This is a genomic window from Polyangiaceae bacterium, assembly GCA_015075635.1.
Classification (GTDB): Bacteria; Myxococcota_A; Polyangia; order Polyangiales; family Polyangiaceae; genus JADJKB01.
The window spans coordinates 855252-877421 of record JABTUA010000002.1; the positions used below are offsets into that span (position 1 = coordinate 855252).

Annotated in this window: 18 protein-coding genes; 8 read left to right on the forward strand and 10 right to left on the reverse strand. The window is 70.1% G+C overall.

From position 1 onward, the window contains the following. Positions 1-341: 341 nt before the first annotated feature. On the forward strand, positions 342-2096 hold the full coding sequence (locus tag HS104_20200; GenBank protein ID MBE7482288.1) for a hypothetical protein: 1755 nt from the start codon (positions 342-344) through the stop codon (positions 2094-2096). 32 nt (positions 2097-2128) lie between these two features. On the opposite strand, the gene HS104_20205 is transcribed toward HS104_20200, so the two are convergent. The 3 genes from HS104_20205 to HS104_20215 form a co-directional block, all read right to left on the reverse strand. Further along, entirely contained in the window at positions 2129-4108 is a 1980-nt protein-coding gene (locus HS104_20205) for a tetratricopeptide repeat protein (GenBank protein ID MBE7482289.1), read from the reverse strand. Then, entirely contained in the window at positions 4066-4875 is an 810-nt protein-coding gene (locus HS104_20210) for an SDR family oxidoreductase (GenBank protein ID MBE7482290.1), read from the reverse strand. The genes HS104_20205 and HS104_20210 overlap by 43 nt, the downstream gene beginning before the upstream one ends. 69 nt (positions 4876-4944) lie before the next feature. Continuing rightward, positions 4945-6885 carry a PAS domain S-box protein gene (locus tag HS104_20215; protein ID MBE7482291.1) on the reverse strand — a complete coding sequence of 647 codons (1941 nt, stop codon included), beginning with the start codon at positions 6883-6885 and terminating at the stop codon, positions 4945-4947. Between the two features lie 68 nt (positions 6886-6953). Here HS104_20215 and HS104_20220 point away from each other — a divergent pair, with 68 nt between their 5' ends. The 4 genes from HS104_20220 to HS104_20235 are packed head-to-tail and all read left to right on the forward strand — an operon-like array spanning position 6954 to position 11063. Next, positions 6954-7673: a phosphoadenylyl-sulfate reductase gene (locus tag HS104_20220; GenBank protein MBE7482292.1), complete on the forward strand. Its 720-nt coding sequence runs from the start codon at positions 6954-6956 to the stop codon at positions 7671-7673. A gap of 6 nt (positions 7674-7679) precedes the next feature. Continuing rightward, a complete protein-coding gene (uvrA, locus tag HS104_20225; GenBank protein ID MBE7482293.1) occupies positions 7680-10505 on the forward strand; it encodes an excinuclease ABC subunit UvrA in 2826 nt (941 codons plus the stop codon). A gap of 1 nt (position 10506) precedes the next feature. Beyond that, positions 10507-10833: a hypothetical protein gene (locus HS104_20230; GenBank protein MBE7482294.1), complete on the forward strand. Its 327-nt coding sequence runs from the start codon at positions 10507-10509 to the stop codon at positions 10831-10833. Beyond that, positions 10830-11063, forward strand: coding sequence for a hypothetical protein (locus tag HS104_20235; protein ID MBE7482295.1), 234 nt, complete (start codon positions 10830-10832; stop codon positions 11061-11063). Before HS104_20230 ends, HS104_20235 begins: the two co-directional genes overlap by 4 nt. A 6-nt stretch (positions 11064-11069) precedes the next feature. Here the strand turns inward: HS104_20235 and HS104_20240 are convergent, their stop codons facing one another. From HS104_20240 to HS104_20250, 3 genes are read right to left on the reverse strand one after another with little or no spacing between them, the layout of a single operon-like run. After that, positions 11070-11528: a hypothetical protein gene (locus HS104_20240; GenBank protein ID MBE7482296.1), complete on the reverse strand. Its 459-nt coding sequence runs from the start codon at positions 11526-11528 to the stop codon at positions 11070-11072. Positions 11529-11544: 16 nt separating this feature from the next. Then, a complete protein-coding gene (locus HS104_20245) occupies positions 11545-13995 on the reverse strand; it encodes a hypothetical protein (GenBank protein ID MBE7482297.1) in 2451 nt (816 codons plus the stop codon). A 49-nt stretch (positions 13996-14044) separates the two neighbouring features. Continuing rightward, a complete protein-coding gene (locus HS104_20250; protein ID MBE7482298.1) occupies positions 14045-14824 on the reverse strand; it encodes a hypothetical protein in 780 nt (259 codons plus the stop codon). A gap of 53 nt (positions 14825-14877) precedes the next feature. Between HS104_20250 and HS104_20255 the strand changes: the two genes are divergently transcribed. Then, the gene (locus HS104_20255; GenBank protein ID MBE7482299.1) at positions 14878-16248 is read left to right on the forward strand and encodes a serine/threonine protein kinase; all 1371 of its coding nucleotides are present in this window, start codon (positions 14878-14880) and stop codon (positions 16246-16248) included. A gap of 8 nt (positions 16249-16256) precedes the next feature. On the opposite strand, the gene HS104_20260 is transcribed toward HS104_20255, so the two are convergent. From HS104_20260 to HS104_20275, 4 genes are all read right to left on the reverse strand, one after another. Then, the gene (locus HS104_20260) at positions 16257-16703 is read right to left on the reverse strand and encodes a PIN domain-containing protein (protein ID MBE7482300.1); all 447 of its coding nucleotides are present in this window, start codon (positions 16701-16703) and stop codon (positions 16257-16259) included. Further along, positions 16700-16948, reverse strand: coding sequence for a hypothetical protein (locus HS104_20265; protein MBE7482301.1), 249 nt, complete (start codon positions 16946-16948; stop codon positions 16700-16702). The genes HS104_20260 and HS104_20265 overlap by 4 nt, the downstream gene beginning before the upstream one ends. A 229-nt stretch (positions 16949-17177) precedes the next feature. Then, positions 17178-17924, reverse strand: a complete 747-nt coding sequence (locus HS104_20270; protein MBE7482302.1) for a 3'-5' exonuclease — start codon at positions 17922-17924, stop codon at positions 17178-17180. Beyond that, complete coding sequence (locus HS104_20275; GenBank protein MBE7482303.1) at positions 17921-18988, reverse strand: thioredoxin domain-containing protein; 1068 nt, start codon at positions 18986-18988, stop codon at positions 17921-17923. Before HS104_20275 ends, HS104_20270 begins: the two co-directional genes overlap by 4 nt. Positions 18989-19074: 86 nt before the next feature. Here HS104_20275 and HS104_20280 point away from each other — a divergent pair, with 86 nt between their 5' ends. After that, entirely contained in the window at positions 19075-20664 is a 1590-nt protein-coding gene (locus tag HS104_20280; protein MBE7482304.1) for a helix-turn-helix domain-containing protein, read from the forward strand. An 18-nt stretch (positions 20665-20682) separates the two neighbouring features. Continuing rightward, on the forward strand, positions 20683-22149 hold the full coding sequence (locus HS104_20285; protein MBE7482305.1) for a glycosyltransferase family 39 protein: 1467 nt from the start codon (positions 20683-20685) through the stop codon (positions 22147-22149). Positions 22150-22170: the final 21 nt, after the last annotated feature.

Below are 22170 nucleotides of genomic sequence, written 5' to 3' on the forward strand. Positions count from 1 at the left end.
CAGCTGATGGTGGGCGAGAAGGCGGGTTAGCCCGCGCCGAGCTTGGTGACCAGCGCACGCTCGACCTCCCGGCGGGCCTCGGGTGAGAGCGGCGCCGACGCCACGACCAGGTGCGGCGGCGTAGCCCGCGCTGTGCAGCTCGCCGCGTCGAGAGCGGATCCGGCACTCGTGCCGCAGGTCCAAGAGGTCGGCGTTGCGCAGAGAGTCCGGCGTCAGACCATCAGCTCCGAGAGCTGGGCTCCGAGCACCTCGTCGCGGCGTCGGTCGAGCATCACGCGATTGACAATTCAGTCGTCCGTTTGGCACTCTGGCGTGTCGGGTCGCGAGTGAAAGGGAACGACATGCAGGTTTCGCGGTGGACCATTGCTTCGTTGCTGGTGGGCTGGTGCTGGCTGACGAGCTGCGGCTCGAGCGACTCGGGCGAGGGCTCGAACAAGCCCCCGGGGCCGGATGCCTCGACGTCGGACACCGGCAGCGACGCGCCGCAGGGCTGTACGGGCAACCAGGATTGCGCGGGAAACGCCGGCACGACGATCTGCGACGTCGCGACCGGCAAGTGCGTGGAGTGCCTCCCCGGCAACGACGTCTGCCCCGCCTCCGAGCACTGCGACTCCGCGACCTCGAAGTGCGTGTCGGGCTGCAAGAGCGACGAGGGCTGCGCTGGCCAGACGGGCAAGCACTGCGACGTCTCGGCCCACGCCTGCGTCGAGTGTACGGCCGACTCGCACTGCAGCGCAGGCCAGAAGTGCACGGCGAACAAGTGCGTCGAGACCTGCGGCGACGGGGGCGCGTGCAGCAACGGGCTCACGTGCTGCGGCGGCGTCTGCGCCGACCCACAGACCGACGTCGCGCACTGCGGCGCTTGTGGGAACGCCTGCTCGGTTCCGGCCAACGCCGCCTCCGCCACCTGCGCCGCGGGCCAGTGCGGCTTCCTGTGCGATTCGACCCACCTCGACTGCGACCAGACCGCATCCAACGGCTGTGAGGTCCAGCCGGCCGACGACACCGCCAACTGTGGCGCTTGCGGGAACGCCTGCTCGGTTCCGGCCAACGCCGCGTCCCCTACCTGCGCCGCGGGCCAGTGCGGCTTCTCGTGCGATTCGACCCACCTCGACTGCGACCAGACGGCATCCAACGGCTGCGAGACCAATCCGTCGGTGAACGTCGCGAACTGCGGCTCCTGTGGCACTGCGTGCATGGCGGGAGGCGTTTGTGCCAATGGCACGTGCGCGTGTCCCCTCGGGACCGCGTTGTGCTCCGGCGCGTGCGTGTCGCTCAACTCGGACCCCGCGAACTGCGGCGCCTGCGGCAACGCTTGTCCGAGCGGTAACGTCTGCGTCGCCGGCGCGTGCAAGACGTCTTGCCCCACGGGCACCACGCTGTGCGCTGGAAAGTGCGTGCTGCTAGGCATCGACAACGCGCACTGCGGCGCCTGCAACAACGCTTGCGCTGCCGAGACGGCTTGCAGCGGCGGTGCGTGCGTGCCGTTGGTCGGCACTTCGAACGCCGGTTGCGCGGACGGACAGCGCGAGGGATTCACCGACACCACGGCTTACCCTGACATCGCAGCCTGCGCGGGTGGGTGGACGCTCCCTGGGATTTTCCCGCCCCCACTGCACTCGGGTGCCTCGGCCTGCGTCGGAAACGGCGACGACTCCACGAGCAACCCCGGTGGGACCGGCTGCTCCTCCGTGGATCTCTGCGCTCCGGGCTGGCACGTGTGCCGCGGCGGCGACATCCTGCCGCGCACGAACAACGCCGGGTGCGCGTCCGGCGGCTTGCCGGCGGGCTCCTTCTTCGCCGCCTCGGTGTCTGGCACCGGATGCGGCCAGTGTGCGCTGCTCTCCGGCACGGTCACGACCGGGTGCGGACCGAACACCTGCACGGGAAATTGCCTGGAGGACCCGACGTTGAACAACGACTTCTTCGGCTGCGGCACGGTCGGGGCGGCGGCGAACTGCGCCGGACTCAATCGGTTCTCCAACAACGACTGCGCTTCGCTGCCCGCCCCGTGGGTATGCAACGGGGCGGTCATGGAGAGCATCACGGTGACGAAGGCCGGTGCGGCGTCCGGCGGCGTGCTCTGCTGTCGTTGACCCGCGAGTGTGGCGGAGCAGCGAAGGCCGAGTCAGTCCTTCTTCGGCCCTTCGTCGTAGCCGCGCGGGCGGTACTTCTTCTCGATGCCGCCGTGCTCGGCGCCGCGCTGCACGATCTCGGTGGCGAAGTAGGCGAGCCACGAGCCCGGGTGCGCCTCGGCCATTTCCAGCAGCTCGTCGTGGCGGCTCTCGATCGCCTTGTGGTCCCAGAGGCACTGCAAGCCGAGCGCGAGCAGGTTCGGATCGTTGGGCCCGAGCTCGAAGCCGACCTTGTAGTGCGGCCAGGCCTCTTCGGCCCGGTTCATCCGGCACAGCGTGTCGCCGTAGTACACGTGGGCCATCGGCCACTGCGGAGCCAGGCGCTTGGCCTCGCTGTTGATGGCCAGGCGCTTCGGCAAGTCACCATTGTGAGCGCCGACCATGACGGAGTAGTTCAGGTGCGCCTTGGCGCTGTTCGGAACGGAGCGCTGAGTCGCGCGCCAGAAGGTCAGATCGCTGGTGTAGTCGAGGGCGTGCCAGCGGGCCTTGACCGCCTGGAAGCCGAAGAAGCACGCGATGAAGATGACGACCGCGCGGCGCCAGGCGGGTCGGGCGAGCGCGAGCGCGAACGTCGCGCCGATGACCAGCGACGTGCCGACCACCGGCAAGTACCAGAAGCGCTCCGCGCGCACCGTCGGCAGGAGCACGGGGATGTTGGAGTGCGGGAAATAGGCGATCGGCACCCACATCAGGCCGACGGCGAGGAGCAGGCTGGGCCAGAGCGCCGCGGTGGGGAGCTCGGCGCCTTCGCGCCGCGCGCGCCGCTCCTTCCACCACGCGCGGAGCCACAGCACCGCCGCGGCGAGGGGCGGAGCCACCATCCCGAGCCCTCCCAGCACGCTCTGGGGAAACACCACCTTGGGCGGCACCGGCTCCTGCGGGAACGAGTAGTCGCCGGAGAGCGTCCAAGGGAAGACGACCTGCCCGAGCCCGCGGAAGTACACGCGCAACGCGCCGGCGACGCGGTGCGGGAAGTCGGCGTTCACCAGCGGATTGTTGATGGGATCCTTCGGCATGCGCGGTTGCTGGAACCAGCGCATGAAGCCGTGGAGCGCGCGTTTCCCGAAGGGCTCCGTGGCGGCCAACGGCTCGGCCAGATCCGCCGGCAGGGTGATCGGGAAGAACTTGCGACGGAAATAGGTATACGCGACCAGCGCCCCGGCGGCGGCGGCGAGCGCGCCGAGACCGCGCGCGAAGCGCCACGGGCGCCCCGGGTGGAACGCCGGCGCCCAGACCAGCGCTGCGAACGCGACCAGCGGCACCGCGACGATCACGCTCTCCTTGCTGAACAAGCCCAGGCTCACCGCGCCGAACACCCCGAGTGGCATCAGCCAGAGCGGCAAGCGCAACGCGGCGAGCGCGAGCAGCACACCGAGACCCCCGAGCACGTCCGCGATGCCGACCACGCCGGTCACCGCCTCGGTGATCACGGCGCTCGCCACGAAGGCTCCGCCCACGAGCCACGAAACGTCGCGCTTGCGCGTCAGGGCGAAGCACAGGCTCGCGAGCACGGCGCCGTTGACGGCGTGCAAGACCACGTTCACCCAGTGGTGCAGCCACGGCAGCTTGCTCAGGTGCCAGAGCAGCCGCCAGATGATGTTGGGGATGGGTCGATACGAGCCGATCGTGCGCTCCGGCGTCAGGCCCCAGAAGTCGCGCTTCCACACGTCCCAGAACGGGATCTTGTTGCCGTTGACGTAGGGGTTGGCGAGCAGCGCCTCTTGTTCGTCGAAGATGTAGTTCGAAGCGGGGCTGCGCACGAACAGGAGCGCCGACACCGCGAGCGCCGGCGTGAACGCGATCCAGAAGGTCGGATCTTGCTCGCGGAAGTAGCGAACGATCCACGCGGGCGCGCGCCGCCACCAGGCTGGTCGCGGCTCGGGCGCGAGGGCCGGCGGAGCCGCGGGCGGCTCCACGGGCGAGGCCTCGCTCAGGATTTCTTCGGGTCCTCGATCGGCCACACGTCGCCCCAGAGCGAGCTCCCGCCGTCGATGTAGTACGTGGAGCCGGTAACGAAGTCGTTGGCGTCGCTCGCCAGGAACACCACCACGCGGCTCACCTCCTCGACGGTGCCGAGGCGCTTGAGCGGCGTGGCGCGGCGCGCGAGCTCGAGGGTCTCTTCCCCGTACTGGCGCGTGCCGCTCGAGCGGATGGTGCCCGGCGCGCAAGCATTCACCCGGATGCCGAAGCGCGCCCACTCCACGGCCAGGGTCTTGGTCATGTTCTCGACGCCGGCCCGGGCGGCGCCGGTGTGCACCATGCCGGGGAAGCCCCGGGCGATGTTGGCGATGACGTTGACGATGCGCCCGCGCTCCTTGGGAATCATCGCGGCGTTCGCCGTGGCCAGCGTCATGTAGAATAGGCCGTTCAGGTTGTTCTTGATCACGGCCTCGAAGCCGCGGGCGCTCAGATTCTGCGCCGGGCTCGGGAACTGACCGCCGGCGTTGTTGACCAGGACGTCCACTCGACCGAAGGCGTCGAGCACGTTCTTCACGAACGCCTCGCAGGCCTCCGCATCGCGCACGTCGAGGGGGAAGCCGATGGCCTCCGCCCCAGCGTCGCGGAGCTCGGCGAGGCCCGCGTCCAGGTTGTCCTGCTTGCGGCTGCCGATGGCGACCTTGGCGCCCAGGTAGGCGAGCTCCTTGGCGACCTCGAGCCCGATGCCGGTGCCGCCGCCGGTGACGATGGCGACCTGGCCCGCGAACAGGCCCGGCGCGAAGATGCTTCGGCTCGCGATCACGGCCGCATCGATTACACCGAACCGCGCTCGGACGCCACAGCGAGCACGGGCAGGGGCCCGCGGAAATCGTCAGCGCCCGAGCACCGCGTCGAGGGTCTCGAGCAGGCGCTGCTCGGGCACCGGCTTCTCGAGCACCGCGTCCGCTCCTTCGAGGTTCGACGGGTAGCCGCTGAAGCAGATGATCTTGAGCTCGGGGGCGAGCCCCCGGAGCGCCCGCAGCGCAGCGCGGCCCGCGAGCCTCGGCATGGACTGGTCGAGCAGCACCACGCGATAGCGACCGATGTCCTCGCGCACGCGCTCGATGGCGTCGATGCCGTCGGCCGCCGTGTCCACGAGGTACCCCGCGGCGCCCAGCATGTGCGTCATCAGCTCGCGGATCATGGGCTCGTCGTCCACGACCAGCACACGCTCGCCACGCCCGCTGCGCGGCGGCACGCTGAGCGCCGAGCCGCGGCTCGGCCTGGTCTCCGGCTCGGCGGGCAAGAACAGGTGGACGCGCGTGCCCATGCCAGAGGTGGACTGCACCTCCACTCTGCCGCCGTGCTCGCGCACGATGGCGTAGGTGGTGGCGAGGCCGAGACCCGTGCCCTTGCCGGGCTCTTTCGTCGTGAAGAACGGCTCGAACACCCGGCGCCGAACCTCTTCCGTCATACCGCAGCCGTTGTCGGCGATCGAGATGCGCACCTCACGCCGGCCTTCAGTGTCGCCTCGCGAGCTCTCCACGGCGACGTGGATCTCGGCGGACCGTCCCTCGACCGACTCGAAGGCATCCCTCGAGTTGATCAGGACGTTGAGCACTGCCTGCTCGATCTGCCCGGCGTCGCAGCGGACGGCCGGCAGATCCGGCTCGATGTGCACCTCGAGGGTGAGCTCGTTGCCGAAGGTCGTGCGGCTCATCTCCACGGTGCGCTGCACGACGCCGCCGACGTCCTCGATGTGGCGGCTGGTGTCCCGGGTGCGCCCGGAGAAGACCATGAGCTGTCGCACCATTTGCGCGGCTTTGAGCGCCGACTGCTGCCCGTCGCGCAGCACGGTCTCGATGTCTCCGCTGCTCTTCTTGGCCGCGAGCTCCATGCTGGACAGCATCACCGTCAGCATGTTGTTGAAGTTGTGGGCGATGCCTGCGGCGAGCTGGCCGACCGCCTCCATCTTCTGCGCCTGAAGGAGCTGTTCCTGCAACAGGTGCCGGTCGGTGACGTCGAGCACGCCGCCTTGGAGCCTCGCCGGCTGGCCGTGGATGTCGAGCTCCACGCGGCCCTTGCACATGACCCAGCGCACCTCGCCGCTCGGCCGCACCAGCCGATGCTCCATGTCGTCGAACTGACCGCCGCCGACGGCGCGGCCAACGGTCGCCTCGACCCGCTCGCGGTCGGCGGGATGGATCAGCTCGAGGTAGGCGCCGAAGGACGCCGGAGGCTGGTCCACGCCGAAGATGGCGCAGGTCGCCGCGTCCCAGTGCAGGGCGTCGCCCTCGCGCTGCCAGCTCCAGAGCCCCACACCGGAGGCCGAGATGGCGAGCTCGAGCTTCTCGCGGTTTTCGAGCAGCCCCTCCTGCGCGTCCATCAGCGCCGTGATGTCCGTGGCGATCATCACCAGCGACTCGACCTCGTCACCGCGCTTGAGCGGGGCGAGGCGCGTCAGGTAGCGCGCCGGTTTCTCGTAGGCGCCCACGGCAACCGTCTCGTAGGAGTCCGGCTGACCCGTCTTCACCACGCGCTCGATGGTCGCGCGGGCGGTCTCCTGGTAGGCCGGGGCGATGAACGAGTAGATGCTCTCGCCGGCGACATCCGTCACTCCGAGGCCAGGGGCGACGCGGTTGATGAAGTGGATGATGCCGTCGGGGCTGAGCTTGACGACGAAGTCGGGGACGGTGTCCAGGATCGAGCGCAAGAGGACCTCGGCGAAGCGCGTCGCGGAGATCTGAGCCTCCAGCTCGGCTCGGCGTGCCTCCAGGCGGCGCACCTGCTCCTCGAGCTCTTCGATGCGCGTGGTCGCGTTCCGGGAGTCCACCAGCATCGAGCATACACAGAACGGCGGGGGCTCGCGACGGGGACCCCCCGGTGCTACGAATTCGCCCCATGGCCATGGTCGACGTCGCCGCGCTCCTGAACGCCGTTTCCGGTGCCTCGCCGGGGGCCATCGTGAAGCGAGCGCTCGAAGAGCATGGTGCGGACGTCGCCATCAGTTTCAGCGGCGCGGAGGACGTGCTCCTGATCGAGCTCGCCAAGCAGGCGGAGCTCCCGTTCCGGGTGTTCAGCCTGGACACGGGGAGGCTGCACCCGGAGACCTACCGCTTCTTCGACCAAGTCGAGAAGCACTACGGCCTCCGCATCGAGTACTGCTTCCCGGAGGGCGCCCTGATCCAGGAGCTGGTCCGCAAGAGAGGCCTCTTCTCGTTCTACGAGGACGGCCACACCGAGTGCTGCAACCTGCGCAAGGTCGAGCCGCTCCGGCGGCAGCTCGCCACGCTGGGGGCCTGGATCACCGGCCAGCGCAAGGACCAGAGCCCGACCCGCGCCGACCTGCCGGTGGTGCAGACCGATCCGACCTTCCGCGGCAAGGGCGGCGCCCCGCTCGTCAAGTACAACCCCCTCGCGGACGTGACGCTCGACTACGTGTGGGCGAGCATCCAGGGCTTCGGGGTGCCCCACAACGAGCTCCACGCCCGAGGGATGGTGAGCATCGGCTGCGAGCCCTGTACCCGCCCGATCCTGCCCGGCCAGCACGAGCGCGAGGGGCGCTGGTGGTGGGAGCGCGCGAGCGACAAGGAGTGCGGGCTCCACCAGAAGAAGAGCTGAGCCCAAATGGAGCTCGACCACATCCAGATCACTGGTGCGCGGGAGCACAACCTGCAGCACGTGGACGTCCGCATCCCCAAGAAGAAGCTGGTGGTGCTCACCGGCGTCTCGGGCTCAGGGAAGTCCAGCCTGGCCTTCGACACCTTGTACGCCGAAGGTCAGCGTCGCTACGTCGAGTCGCTCTCGGCCTACGCGCGGCAGTTCCTGGGCCGCATGGAGAAGCCGCGCTTCGACTCGATCCGCGGGCTGTCGCCGGCGGTCAGCATCGAGCAGAAGACGACCAACACGAACCCGCGCTCCACGGTCGGCACCATCACGGAGATCTCCGACTACTTGCGCGTGCTCTACGCCCGAGTCGGGGTGCAGCACTGCCACCGCTGCGGCTCCACGGTGCAGGCGCAGACCCCCGAGCGCATCGCCAAGTCCTTGCTCGCGCGGCCCAAGGGCACCCGCATCGTGCTGCTCGCGCCGCTGCTGACGAACCGCAAAGGCGAGCACCGCGAGCTGCTCGAGGACGCGCGCCGCTCGGGTTACGTACGCCTGCGCGTGGACGGCGAGGTCGTCGAGAGCGAGAAGCTGACGCACCTCGAGAAGCGCAAGAAACACGACGTCGAGGCGGTGGTGGACCGCGTGGTCGTGGGCCCCGGCCTGGAGAGCCGGCTCACCGGCTCGGTCGAGCAGGCACTCCGGGTCGGCGAAGGCACGCTTATCGCGCTCTTGCCCGACGGCGATCACACCTTTTCGGAGAAGGCCGCCTGCCCGAAGTGCGGCATCTCGTTCCCCGAGCTCACGCCGCAGGCCTTCAGCTTCAACAGCCCGCAAGGCATGTGCCCCGACTGCAACGGCCTCGGCACCCGGGTCGCCATCGATCCCGCGCGCATCGTCCCGGACGAGTCGAAGAGCATCGACGACGGCGCAGTGGTGCCCTGGGGCGCCGGCGTCTCGCAGAAGACCGGCTGGTCCCACGGCTTCATCGCGCAGATCTTGAAGGCCATCGGCATCGACTGCGACAAGCCGTGGAAGAAGCTCACGCCGAAACAGCGCCAGATGGTCCTCTTCGGCAGCGGAGAGGCCAAGTACCGCGTCGGCTGGAAGAGCCGCTCCGGCAAGGGCACACTGGACGTCAGCTGGGAGGGCGTGATCCCGCGCATGATGCGCCGCTTCTCCAGCACCCAGAGCGACTGGTCGAAGCGCTGGTACGCGCAGTTCATGGGCGACGCCGTGTGCCCCTCCTGCCAGGGCGCCCGCGTGCGCGCGGAGAGCGCCGCGGTGCGCGTGGCCGGGCAGAGCATCGTGGACGTCTCCGCCAAGACCGTCGCCGACGCGGCGCGCTTCTTCGAAGCGTTGGACCTGCGCGGCGCCGCCGCCGAGATCGCCGCCGAGGTGCTCAAGGAGATCCGGAGCCGCCTCGGGTTCCTCGAGTCGGTTGGGCTGGGCTACCTGTCCCTCGACCGCGCCGGCCCCACGCTGAGCGGCGGCGAGTCGCAGCGCATCCGACTGGCCAGCCAGGTCGGCAGCGACCTGACCGGCGTGATCTACATCCTGGACGAGCCCAGCATCGGCCTGCACCAGCGCGACAACCGCCGCCTGCTCGACACACTCGAACGGCTGCGCGACATCGGCAACACGGTGGTCGTGGTCGAGCACGACGAGGACACCATCCGCGCCGCCGACCACGTCATCGACTTCGGCCCCGGCGCCGGCGTGCGCGGCGGCAAGGTGGTGTTCTCCGGCACGCCGAAGGCGCTCGAGAAGAGCAAGGCGTCGCTGACCGGCGCGTACCTGTCCGGCCGCGCGCGCATCGAGGTCCCACAGGCACGCCGCAAACCGACCGGCACTCTCACGCTCCGCGGCGCGAGCGCCAACAACCTGAAAGAGCTCGACGTCGAGTTCCCGCTCGGCGTCCTCACCTGCGTCACCGGCGTGAGCGGCGCCGGCAAGAGCTCCTTGGTCACCGACATCCTCTACCCCGCCCTGGCCGAGCGCCTGCACGGGGCAGAGCAGAAGCCCGGCGCGTTCCGCGCGCTGGAGGGCGTCGAGCCGATCGACAAGGTCATCGACATCGACCAGAAGCCCATCGGTCGCACACCGCGCAGCAACCCAGCGACGTACATCAAGGTCTTCGACGAGATCCGCGGCTTCTTCGCCGAGCTGCCCGAGGCCCGCATGCACGGCTTCGAGCCCGGGCGCTTCTCGTTCAACGTGAAGGGCGGGCGCTGCGAGGCCTGCGAAGGCGACGGCGTGCGCCAGATCGAAATGCACTTCCTCGCCGACGTCTACGTGAAGTGCGAGGAGTGCGAGGGCCGGCGCTTCAACGCCGCCACGCTCGCCGTGCGCTACAAAGGCAAGAGCATCGCCGACGTGCTCGAGCTCACCGTCAGCGAGGCCATCGAGCTGTTCGCGGCGCACCCGAAGGTCCGCGAGCCGCTGAAGCTCCTGGCGGAGGTGGGCGTGGACTACCTGCACCTCGGCCAGTCGTCACCCACGCTCTCCGGCGGTGAAGCGCAGCGCATCAAGCTGGCCCGAGAGCTCTCGCGCCGCGCCACCGGCAAGACCGTCTACATCCTGGACGAGCCCACCACGGGCCTGCACTTCGACGACGTGAAGAAGCTGCTCGGCGTGCTCTCGCGCCTGGTCGAGTCGGGCAACACGGTCATCGTCATCGAGCACAACCTGGACGTGATCAAGACCGCCGATCACGTCATCGACCTGGGCCCAGAGGGCGGCCCCGGTGGGGGCAGGCTCATCGCACAAGGGACGCCGGAGCAGGTGGCGAAGGTGAAGGGCTCGGCGACGGGGAGGTATTTGGCGAAGGTGCTGGGCGGGGGGTGAAGTGGACCCCGAGCTCATGAACCTGGCGCTCGATCTCGCGCTGGCCTGGGGCCCGGACTTCCTCCAGCCCACCCAGGGTCGCCTCGCCCTGCTGCGCCCCGAGCTCTGCCAGGACGAGCTCGACCGCTACGACGACATCGCTCGGGACGCGATGAACACGGGGCACTCCATCGTGCAGAACCTCGCCCTCGAGCGCGGCCTGAACGATCCGAGCGTCCCCGCCGAGGCAAAGGCGCTGGTGGCAGAGCAGCTCCCCTGGGTGTCGAGCGAGAACCTCGCGCGCATCGTGTCGCAGGGGATGTACTTCGCCTGGAAGGACGGGGCGTGAGCGCGCCCACCGCCCGCGGCAGGCGCCTGCATCCTGGCCGACGACGAGCCAAATTCAGTGTGCTGCACGGCAAGGTCGTCACCCTGAACGGCGAGCTCAGCCGCCGGCCAATGCCGCGCATCGATCAGATCGCCCTGAAGGCGAAGCGAGATCTGACGGACGCCTTCGTGCTCCTCGTGCGGGAGGTCGCCGACGACGTCGGCTCGACGGTCGTACCGTGCGCGGAGTGAGCTCGCTCAATCCGCGCGCTGCAAACGGAACTTCAGGTTGCCCTTGTCGCCTTCGCCCGGGCCCCAGCTGCTGGTGCCGGCCCCGTCAAGCGCGCTGCCCGCGCAGGCGAGCGTGCCGCTGAGCTGGTACTTGCGCTGGTGCTCGCCGCGCATCACCACGCTGTCGACGCTGAACTCGCCCGTGGCCTTCACCGTGCCGGAGAGCGTGCCGAGGTCCGGATTGTCGGACTCCGCGCTCTGGCCGGTGAGCTTGCCGCTCGCGGCGATCACCACGTCCAGCGTACCGGAGCGCACCAGCTCCGGGCGCGCGAGCGCGTAGGTCTGCCACTCGCCGATCCAGTGGCCGGCCGGGAGCACCCCGTTCTGGCAGCCGCCGCGGGGCGACTCCCCGGGCTTGGCGGTGCTGTTGCCGCAGCCGGTGAGCGCGAGGGAGAGCGAGACGAGAGCGAGGTGGAGGAGACGCACGCCCCCTCCTACCACGTCATGCCGGCGGCTTGCACTTCACGCCGAGCACACTGCCCTCGTTGTTCTTCTCTTTGCACTCGGTCTTGCTGCCGTCGTCGTCGGAGATGACCTTGATGTCCGTGCCGACCGAGGTGGGGGGCGTGGCCCAGACGCAGCTCACGGTCTCGCACTCGCCGGGGTTCAGCGCCTTGGTGGTCGCCGTCTCGCACACCTTGGTGGTGCCGTCGTAGAAGCCGACCTTCACGCCGGAGCCGATGGGCGCGGTGCCGCGGTTGCAGACCGGCGCCGAGAGCAGCGCGCCGCTGGAGCCGCACTGGAAGCCGGCAATGCCGGTGGTCATGTCCGGGATGTCCTGGCCGCTGGCGTCGCCGGGCACGTTCTGGCGGAAGTTGTTCAGCGTGGGGTCGAGCCAGTTCTTCTTCCAGGCGCTGGTCTTGGGCACGGTGCCGTCTTCGTTCACGTGGGTCACGGCATAGGCGTGCTGGTTCCAGATGGTGCGGGAGCGCACCCAGCGATCGGTCGCGTCCTGGTAGACGCGGATGCCTTGCACGCCCTTCGGGTGGGCGGCGCGGCAGGTGTTGCCGGTGCCGGGGGTTCCGGCCGGCGGCGCAGCACACTTGTAGCCCTGATCCGTGCAGGCTTGATCCGTCCCGGCGGCGCAGCACTGCCCGGTCGTGGTGCAGCGGCAGTAGCCCTGATCGCAGTTGTTGCTGGCGCAGTCGGCGTTCACCAGGCAGCCGGAGCCGGCGAAGGTCGCGTCCACGCCGTCGGCGTTGATCAGCGGCGCGTTGCAGGCGATGCCCGCGCCGCCGGCGGAGCAGGCCAGGTTCGACGGCGTGACCAGATCCGCGCGGAAGTTCCCGTCGGTGTCGGCGACGACCGGGTTCTCGTACCAGGTGCAGCTCGAGCGGAACTGGCTGAACAGCACCTTGCCGGTCTGACCGTCGTACACGCGCACGAAGCACTCGTCGGCGTAGACCACCTCGGCTTTTCCGTCGTCCTCGAAGTCGAACACGCTGGAGCCGGTGATGTTGCTGGAGATGTCCTGCGTGCGGCGCGACCACAGGATGCCCGCCGGGCAGGCACCCGGAACCGCGTTCGCGTCGTCGCAGCCGTTCGTGTTCTGGCACTTGCCGTTCGGCCGCGGCGACGTCGTGCAGTCGATGTCGTAGACGGTCAGGAACGCCTGGCCCGCGACTCCCAGCTCGGGCAGCCCGTCACCGTCGTAGTCCGCGATGGTCGGCGCGCCGCCGCCACCGCCCGGCACGGCAAGCGGTCCGAGCACGGCCGTGCCGTCCATGGCGTAGATGGCCGCGGTGCCACCGCGGATCACCGCCAGCTCGGGGTTCGTCGCCGGCAGGCTGGCGCCGTACGCGCCAAAATCGGCCACCGCAGGGAAGCCCGGGCCGGGCCCGGCGAAATACGTCTCCACCTGCCAGCCCCCGCTCGTCCACTGCCACACGGTCTGGCCGTTGGTCAGCTCGATGGCGGGATCTTGGTCGAGATCGGCCAGCACCGGATCGAGCCCCTGGCTGTAGCTCGCGTAGCCCGCCGGTGAAGCGCCCTTGATCGCGCCGGTCAAGCCGTCCACCACGGTGCCCTCGCGGATCACCTCCGGCACGCCGTCGTCGTCCAGATCGTGGATGCTCGGCCCCGCCCAGTTGCCGCCGGCGATGGCCGCCGCCGACTGCCAGAGCACGCCCCAGTTGCCGGCCTTGCGCGTGAAGGCGACGAGCAGCCCGTCTGCACCCTTGGCGACGATCTCCGGCGAGCCGTCGCCGTCGAGATCGCCGGCCGCCACCGACGCTGACGAGATGAGCCAGCCGCTGTAGCCGGACTGGCCACCACCGAGGTTCGCCTCGAGCTGGCAGGTGTCGCCGCGCAGCACGCGGATCACGCCCTGGTTCTCGGTGTAGCTCGCCGGCACCGTCGCCGTGAACGGCGCCACGATGCTGGGCACGCCTTGACCCGGCTTGTTGAAGTTCACCACTACCGGCGTGGCCTGCACATCGAGGTGATTGGGGAACGGATCGCCCGCGGGGGCCGTCGAGAACTCGCACTTGATGGCGGGCGCGAAGTTGCCGGGAGGCAGACCGACCTGGCAGTTCGGATCGTTGTTCTTGCCCGGCGGGGTGCCCCAGGGCACGCAGCCAGTGCCCGGCTCGCAGTACGTGTCGTTCTGGCAGTCGTCGTCGGTGTTGCACGCGGTCTGCGTGACACAGAAGCCGTTGATGCAGATCTGCCCTTCAGGGCAGCCGCCCGGACAGGTGTTGCTGGTCTCGCCGCCGTTGCCGTCGGGGAAGATCAGCGAGTCGCTGCTGGAGTCGCCGGCGCCGCCACCGGTACCGCCGGTGCCGGGCACGTTCGAGGCTTCTTCGCCTTCGTCGCTGCAGCTGCACGCCTGCGCGAGCGCGAAGGCCGCGACACCGATGCCCAAGAACAAGCGTTTTCGTACGACGAGCGCCATCGGCTCACCTCCGCAGCAAGGTGAAGACTATAGCTTGGTCTCGAGGCGCTCACATCGCGCAGGTGATGTTTGCCAGCTTCTCGCTGTCCGAGGTGCCATTGTCCCACTGCACCTTCAGCGTCGCGGAACCACCGCAGAAAGTGCAGGGAGCTCCGCTGCCCCCGCTGCCGGTGCCGCTCCCGGCGGTCTTTTGGTGCTGCACCACGGACGTGGCCCCGGCGTTGACGGTGCCGCTGCCGTCCGGCGTGACCTTGAAGGTCCAGTCGAGGTTGCTCGGCCCCTTGCTCAGCGACAGGACGACGCTCGTGACCTTGGTCTGTCCCGCCGCGGTCCCGGCGGTGTTGTCATAGGAGACCTGGAACGAGCCGTTGACCGGATCGGGCCCGACGATGGGCATGCAGTTGATGTAGAGCTGGCTGCCCGTGATGGTCGGCACGATCTTGGCCGCGCCAGCGTCACCCCCGGCGTCCGCTCCACCCGTGCCGGCGCCACCGTCGGTGCCGCCGCTGCCCGCGGAGCCACCTGCACCCGCGGAGCCACCTGCACCCGCGGAGCCACCTGCACCCGAGGTTCCACCTGCACCCGAGCTTCCACCTGCACCCGCGGAGCCACCCGCGCCCGCGGAGCCACCCGCGCCCGCGGAGCCACCCCCACTGCCCGCGCCGCCGCCGGCGCCACCGCTCGTCCCACCGCCAGTTCCGCCCCCACCCGTACCACCGGTCGTGGCACCTCCGGTCCCGCCCCCATCCTCGCCGTCTTCGCCGCACGCGGACAGCGTGAGACCGAGCGAGATCAGAACCCCGAGAACCCAAGTCGAGCGCTTCGCCATTCCCGGACGGTAGCGCGTGTGTGCGCGCCGGCAACTGAGTAGAGTCGCTCGCGATGCCGGACCTCCCGGTCTTCGACGGCTGCCAGGTGCTCGAGAAGCTCCGCTCGGGACCCGTCGCGGACCTTTATCACGCGGTCCAGCAGCCGCTCGGCCGGCCGGTGCTGGTGAAGGCGTTGTCGTCGAGCATCTTGCCGTCGAGCCCGTTCGCCGCGTCGCTGGAGCGCGAGGCGCGCGTGCTCGCTGAGCTCCACCACCCGAACATCCTGCACGTCCACGACTTCGTGCGGCGCGAGGACCGCATGTGGCTGGTGCTCGAATACGTGGACGGCTGGGCCCTGGACGAGCTGCTCCGCGTGGTGAAGAAGCTCCCGCCGTTGACCGCGGCGGCCATCGTGCTGGAGGTCGGCCGCGCGCTCGAGCACGCCCACCGGCACGGCGTCGTACACCGGGACGTGCAGCCCAAGAACGTCATGGTCTCGAAGCGGGGCCACGTGAAGCTCTTGAATTTCTCGGTCGCGGTGGATGGGCGGCTGCCAACGGCGCCGGAGCTGCTCGATGGCGCGACCAGCTTCGGCGGCCCGCTGTATCTGTCGCCGGAGCAAATCCTGGGCGAGCCGGCGGATCCGCGCAGCGATCTGTTCTCGCTCGGCGTGGTGCTGTACGAGCTCCTCGCGGGTGCGCGCCCCTTCGACGCGCCGGACGATCGCACCGCGGCGCAGCGCATCCGACACGACGCCGCTCCGCCGCTCGGGCGCTCCGTCTCCGGGGTGCCGGCGACGCTGGAGCGCATCGCGCAGCGCTGCCTGGAGAAGATGCCGAGCGATCGCTTCGCGAGCACGGAGGAGATGGTCCTGGCGCTCGAGCGCTTTCTCGGCGAGGCCGGCGTGACCTCGTCGCACCGAGAGATCGCGCGTGCGCTGGTGCAGTCGGGCCTCACCGAAGAGGCACCGCGCTCGGTGCTCGACACCTCGGCGGTGCTCGCCGAACCAGCCGAGGCGCCGCCGGTGAGCTGGGCGCTGAAGGGCTTTTTGGCCTGCCTCGCGGCCATCGTCGTCGTTGGCGCGGGCCTGCACTGGCTCGCCTCCCGGCAGGAGGGCCGCACGGCGGCCCGCGGCGGGCCGGCGGAGCTGGCGCTCTCGCCGAAACGGCCGGCGTTCCTGCGCGTCGTCGCGGATCCCTGGGCCCACGTGGTCGTGGACGGGCAGCGCGTGGACACCACACCCTTCGCGCGCGCCATCCCGCTCGGCGCGGGCACCCACTACGTGCGGCTCGAGCACCCGAACGCGCCCACCGAGCGGCGCACCATCACGCTCGTCCCGGGAGAGACCGTGCTGCTCGACGTGAAGATGCGGATCGAAGGCAGAGCGCTGGTGGACGCCGGCGAGCTGCCGCCGGCGGTGGACGCCGGTATCGAGACGCCGTGAGCGACGGATCAGCGCTCGGTGCTTTCGACGAGCGGGTTCTTCGTCGCGAGCGCGGCGAAGCGGTTGAAGTCGCGGTCCGCGGTCCAGAGCTCGGTCACCCCATGCAGGATGCACAGCGCCGCGATGCGGGCATCATGGACCTTGGCTCCGGTGACCTGCGACGAATGGAGCAGCCCCGCCAGGACGTCCCAGTATCCGTCCTCTTCGGCAAGAAGTCGGACGGCGGGCGAACCGAGCCACTGACTCGCTTGCTCGATCGCGAGGGCGAGCGGCGTCGGGGACCTGTAGATCCTGGCGTTGGTGACGTTGGCCACGAACTCGTGGACGCACGGCCAGGGCAGCGCCCAGCGCGTCCCGCCCTCGACCAGCTGGCGGACGACACGCTGCGCGCGAGCGTGGAAGGGGGAGTCGCTCCGGTGCGAGTACACCAGGATGTTCGTGTCGAGGGCGATCACCCGCCGCGGCCTTCGTAGGTCAGATCGCGCAGTCGATCGCCGTCGGTCCACTCGAGCCCCTCGACCAGCCCCCCGCTTCCGAACGAGCAGTCCTTCATCTGGTAGCGCTCGCGACCCGGCCGCTCGCGCCGGAGCACCTCGCTCAGGCCCTCGAGCAAGAGCGCTCGGAGCGAGGTCTTGCGCTCGCGCGCGAGCTTCTTGGCGCGCTGAAAGAGGCCGTCGGGGATGTCGATCGAGGTACGCATTATGCTAAAACATATTCTCGACTGTGCTTCTATGCAAGGCGGCTCGAACCGCTGGAGTGCCGCACGGCGCGCTCCCGATTGCTGCGTCCTGAGCTGGCGCCTTCGTCGAGGACTGGGCGGCGGGTCCTCACCGCCGCGGCACCGAGGTCCCCAGAGAGTCGTCCGCTTCGGCTCCGGCACCCGTCCGCGCACGAACCGCCGCTGAGCCGCGCGACCCCCGCGCCCTCCCTCAGCTCCGCGCGCCCCGCCACTTGGCGCGCTCTTCCTCGAAGATGCGCGCCAGACGGCGTTGCTCCTGCACGAACGCCGCGTAGCTCTTGGGCACCCGCGCGTCGCTCGAGAAGGCGTGCAAGACCCGCACCGCCGCCTCGGCGTCGTCGCTGGCGCGGTGAGCCTGGCTGATCTCGATGCCGAGCCGGCCCGCCACCTCGCCCAGCGTCTTGCCCTTCTCGAACTTCTGCAGCTCGCGGGCCCAGACCAGCGGATCGATCCAGTCCACGCCGCGCCGACAGGCGGGCGCGGAGCCGTCGCTGGCGCCTGCGCGCTCGAGCTCGGCCAGGAGGAAGGCCCGATCGAACTCGGCGTTGTACGCAAGGGGCACCGCCCCGGCGAGGGCGTCGAGGACCTCCCGGGCGATCTCCGAGAAGCGCGGCTTGTCACGCACGTCGTCGTCCCCGATGCCGTGCACGTCGAAGGCCTCCTTCGGGATCGGGATGCCCGGGTTCACCAGCCAGCTCTTGCGCCAGGCGACGGCGCCGCGTTCGAAGCGCACGCAGGCGATCTCGACGATGCGGTCGAGCGCGGCGTCGCGCCCGGTCGTCTCCGTGTCGATGGCCACCAGCGGCAGCTCCGCGATCGCGCGCTCCGCGCCGAGCTCCTCGGCGACGCCCACCGCCACGGCGCGCAAGAGGTGTGCGATGCCGGGGTAGTGACGCCCGGTGGGGAAGCAGCCGCCGCCGTCTGCGCCCTGCTTCATTTGCCCTTGGCGCTCGGGTCGGTCTTGGCGCGGGTGGCGTTGCCGCTGGGCGGCGGCGCCGCCGACGGAGCGGGCACGGCCGAGGCCGGCGGCTTGATGTCCTTCTCGACCACCGGCTTTTCGCCCGGGCCGTCGTCCTTCACGGCCTTCGGCTCGACCTTCTTGCCGGTCTTGAGCTCGAGCTCGAGCGCGATCCAGTCGTCGAGGTCTTCGGCGAAGTCGAAGTGATCCAGGTCGTAATGGCGGCCGTTGATGAAGAGCAGCGGCGTGGACTCCAGGTCCACCGCGTCGCCGTGCTTGCGGTCGCGCGACACCTCGTCGGCGATGGCCTCGCTCGCGACGTCGTCGGCGAACTTCTTCATGTCGAGGCCGAGCTCTTTGGCCAGCTTCTCCAGCGCCGCGTCGTCCGGCGGGTTCGGCTGCATCTCGAACAGCCGCGCGTGCATCTCCCAGAACTTTCCTTGACGGCCAGCGGCCAAGGCGGCGCGCGCGGCCTTCTCCGCGTGCTTGTGGATGCTGAGCGGGTAGTTCTTGAACACCAGGCGAATGTGCGACGGGTACTTCGCCAGGAGCTTGGCGATCACCGGATGGGCCTTGCCGCAGCCGGGGCACTCGAAGTCCGCGAACTCGATGATGGTGACGACCGCGTCGTCGGGCCCCTTGGTGGGCGAGCCGGCGATCGGGATCTCCTTGACCTGATCGGCGGCGAAGCGCTTCTTGTACGCCGCGTCGAGCTGCGCTCGCGTCTTGCCTTTGCGCACGTGCCTGGCCAGAAACTGCGCGCCCGGCGTGCAGGCCTTGCAGGGGCGCGCCTCCTTCACGCACTGCGCGAGGCTGACGGCCTGATCCGCGCACGGGGCCAGAAGCTCGCTCACCGCGCTCGACCAGTCGTGCTTCTCGCGGGAGGTCAGCTGAGCGGTGTCCACGCCCGGCAGCTCGACCAAGCTGCCGGAGTCCCCGCTGCCCGGTCCCTTGCCCCCCTCGCCCGGCGAGCGGCAGGTGCTCAGCTTGAATTGGAGCAGCGAGAGCACCATGACGGCTCCCAGCAGGCGCAGGCTCAGCATGGCGGGGCTATATCATCGGTCGCGAGCCGGCTCTAGATCGACGGCAGAACGCCGCTCCCGGCCCAAAGTGAGGTAGATCCCTGGCCATGGCGGATTCCATCCCGCCCGACAGCATCCCGCCGAGCGTGCCTCCCCCACGCAACGTCCGCCACGTGATCGCGGTGGGCGGGGGACGTGGCGGCGTGGGCAAGAGCGTGCTCGCCGTGAACCTCGGCGTGTACCTGGCGCAGCTGGGCCGCTCGGTGCTCCTGGTGGACGCCGACCCGGCGGGCGCGGAGCTGCACACCATGCTGGGGGTGGACGTCCCGCTCGGGTTCCCGAGCACGCGCGAGGAGTCTGCCGACGACGATCTCACTCCGGTCCCGACGCCGGTGCCGGGGCTCTTGCTCCTGCCGCAGCTCTACACCCCCGGCTCGACCGTGCCGATCCGCCCGGGGCGCAAGCCGCGCTGGGCGCGCCGCCTGCGCCAGCTCGACGTGGACTACGTGCTGCTCGATCTCGGCGCCGGCACCGGGCCGGCCACGCTGGATCTGTTCCTGGGCGCCGACACCGGCCTGTGCGTCACCGCGCCGGAGCCGCCCAGCGTCGAGGCGACCTACCGCTTCGCGCGCGCGCTGTTCCAGCGCCAGATCCGCCGCACGCTGATCAAGGACCGCTTCAAGATGCGGCTGGTCGAGCGCGCGCAGTCCGAGCTGCCCCCGCTGCCGGCGCCGCAGGATCTGGTGCGCAACATCGCCCGCTACGACGTCGGCGTGGGGGAGCTGGCGGCGAGCGAGTTGGCGAAGCTCCAGCTGCGCATCGCGGTGAACGGCGTCCGCCTGCGCACCGACTCCGACCTGGGCCAGGCCATGTGCGACATGGCCGAGCGCTACCTGGGCGTACACTTCGACTACGTCGGCCACATCGAGCAGGACGACGGCGTCTGGCTCTCCGTGGTGCGACGCCGCCCGGTGCTCATCGACAGCCCCACCAGCAAGAGCGCGCGCAACATCGAGCGCATCGCGCGCCGCGTGCTGGCCGTCTCCACGACGCGCGAGCAGGTCCGGGAAGCCACGCCGATCCCGCTGGTGCCCAAGGAGCCGAGCCTGTACGACGTGCTCTGGACGCACCGAGGTGCGACGGACGAAGAGGTACGCCGGGCGTACAAGCGGCAGCGCGAGCTGTACCAGCCCGGCAGCCTGCCCCTGACCTCGCTCTTGAACGAGGCGGCGCTCCGCGTGGAGCAAGCGCGAATCGAGGAGGCGCACGACACGCTGCTCGATCCCATCCGACGTCGCGCCTACGACGTGTCGGTCTTCCCGGAGTCCAGCGAGGAGCGCGTGGCGCGGCCCGCGATCCTCGACAGCGCCCTCGAGGCCGAGCGCGCGATGCTGCGCCAGGAGCTGGGCCGCGAGATCAACGCCGAGACCGAGTTCACCGGACGCCTGATCGCCAAGGTGCGCGAGTCGCAGGGGGTCGAGATCGAGGAGATCGCCGATCACACCAAGATCAGCGCCGCCCACCTGCGCGCCATCGAGGCCGAGGCCTTCGCGGATCTGCCGGCGCTGGTCTACACCCGGGGCTTCGTGCAACAAGTGGCCAAGTACCTGAAGCTCGACCCGGCCCAGGTCTGCCGCACCTACCTCCGCCGCATGCGCCAGTGGGGCGCGACGAGCGGCGGCGAGACCAACGCCTAGCATCCCGGCGACCGACCGATGCGCTCTTCCCGTGCCGACCGCGGCGACCTGATCTTCACGCTCGCCGTGGCCTTGGTCGCGCTCCTGCCGCGGCTGTTCGTCGCCATCGCGTGGGCGCGGGAGCCGGTCTGGGACGGTCACTACTACCACTTCGGCGCCACGCGCATCGCGTCTGGCCTGGGCTACTCCGAAGACGTGCTGATCGCGGGTCAGGCCGTGTGGAAGCCCTGGTGTCACTACCCGGTGGGCCTCTCCGGCTTTCTCGGCCTCGTCTACAAGGTCTTCGGCACCGGCATCGGCGTCGCGCCGGTCGTCAACGCCGTGCTCGGCGCGCTGCTCGTCGCCGTGGTGCACCGCCTCGCGCGCCAGTACCTGAGCGAGCGCCGCGCGCGCGTCGCCGCCACCCTGGCCGCGCTCCACCCCGGTCTCATCGCCTACTCCGCGGTGGTGATGACGGAGCCCTTGGCCGCGCTCCTTCTGGCCAGCGCCGCGCTGGTCGCCGCGCTGTTCGGACCGCGTTGGCTCGGCGCGGTGGCCGCGGGGCTCGTGCTCGGGCTCGCCACCCTGGTCCGGCCCTCGACCTTGCTCGCGGCGCCGCTCATCGCGGTGATGGGGCCGCGCCCGTGGTGGAAGGCGCTCGCTCGTGCGGCCATCGCCACCGGCTTGGCGCTCGTGGTCGTCTCGCCGTGGACGCTGCGCAACTGCCGGGTCATGGACGGCTGCGCCCTGGTCAGCACCAACGGCGGCTGGAACCTGGCCATCGGCGCCATCAGCGACACGGGACGCTTCGACACGCTGCGCGCCAGCGACGGCTGCCCCATCGTGACGGGCCAGGTGCAGCAAGATCGCTGCTGGGCCGCCGTCGGCCGCGCGCGCATCAAGGCCGATCCCGTGCGCTGGCTGGGGCTCATTCCCAAGAAGCTCGGCCACACCTTCGACCACGAGTCCTTCGCCATCGAGTACCTGCGCGAGGCGGACCCGGCGTCCTGGCCCGAGGCGCGTCGCGTCGCGGGCCGAGGTTTGCTCACCCTGTTCCACCGCTTGCTCTTGGTGGCCGCCGCCCTCTCGGTCGTGACCAACGTCAGCGTCAGGAGCCGCGAGAGCAAGAAGCAATACGCGCAGTGGGGTCTGTTCCTGCTGGTCGTCGCCGGCACGACCTACGGCTTCGCCGACATCCGCCACCCGTTCTTCTGGCTGCCCGCGCTCCTGCCGCTCGCCGCGCTCCTGCCGCTGCCGGGTCGCCCGCGCCACGGCCCGGTCGGGCGCTACCTCTACTGCCTGCTCGCCGCCACCGCGCTCACCCACGCCGTGTTCTTCGGCGACGACCGCTATCACCTGGTGGTGACGCCGGTGCTCTGCCTCCTGGCGGCAGCGGCGCTCCGGCGGGAGGGTGAGGCGAGCGCGGTGGAATTACTCACCAACCGTGAACCGCCGGGCGTGCCCGCTCCACCACACCCGACGTCCGTGGTCCGCACGCCTCGCTGAATTCTCGGAAGTTCTGGCCGG